Genomic DNA, 748 nt, shown 5'->3' on the forward strand with positions numbered 1-748 from the left:
CAATTATGCTCGGCTGCTCGACGTCACCGTTGCCGGGAAGGCCGATGACTATTTGCTGTGGGACGGCGTGGGCGTCCCCGCCACCTTCGCGAACCCCGCCATCGAACCCGATGTCGAGCATCTATGTATGGGCATTCTAGTTCTCGAAGGCAGTGCGTCTAGCATCGCCACGGCGAACTGGGACGGACTGGTCGAGAAGGCTGTTGCCGAACTGACGGGAGGCGTTCCCAAGCTCGTGGTCTGCGTTCGCGCCGAGGATCTTCGTCAGCCGGAGCTTACCGGTCAGATCATCAAATTTCATGGCTGCGCAGTGTTGGCCGTCGCCGACGAGGGAACCTACAGGCCGTTTCTTGTCGGCCGCTACTCGCAAATCAACCGTTGGGCCGCCGCACCCGAAAATCAAGCCGTGATCAACCGTCTGCTCGATATTGCCGTTTCGAAGCCGACCATCATGATGGGCCTATCGGCCCAGGACTCCAATATCCAGGCCTTCTTCGCAAAGGCGGAATCAGTGATGCGCTGGCCCTGGCCCGGAAACAGGCCCAGCTTCGTCTTCTCGGGAGAACAGGTCGGCGCCGACCAGGAGGGACTACTCAAGAACGTCTATCCGCAGATCTATACGGCGGCGACCCGCGACCAGATCAACGAGCAGTCGCTTGTCAGAGCATACGCCAACCCGCTTTTGCTCGCGCTCGTACTCTCGGTCATCGCCGACAAGATGCAGGTCATGGTCGACACGGTCCAGGGT

Annotated in this window: 1 protein-coding gene; it reads left to right on the forward strand. The window is 60.2% G+C overall.

Going from position 1 to position 748, the window contains the following annotated elements:
- Positions 1 to 52: 52 nt before the first annotated feature.
- The coding region (locus EN750_RS37235) for an SIR2 family protein (RefSeq protein WP_189526816.1) at positions 53 to 748 on the forward strand (696 nt) is incomplete at its 3' end.

The sequence above is a fragment of the Mesorhizobium sp. M7A.F.Ca.ET.027.03.2.1 genome (assembly GCF_003999175.1).
Lineage (GTDB): Bacteria > Pseudomonadota > Alphaproteobacteria > Rhizobiales > Rhizobiaceae > Mesorhizobium.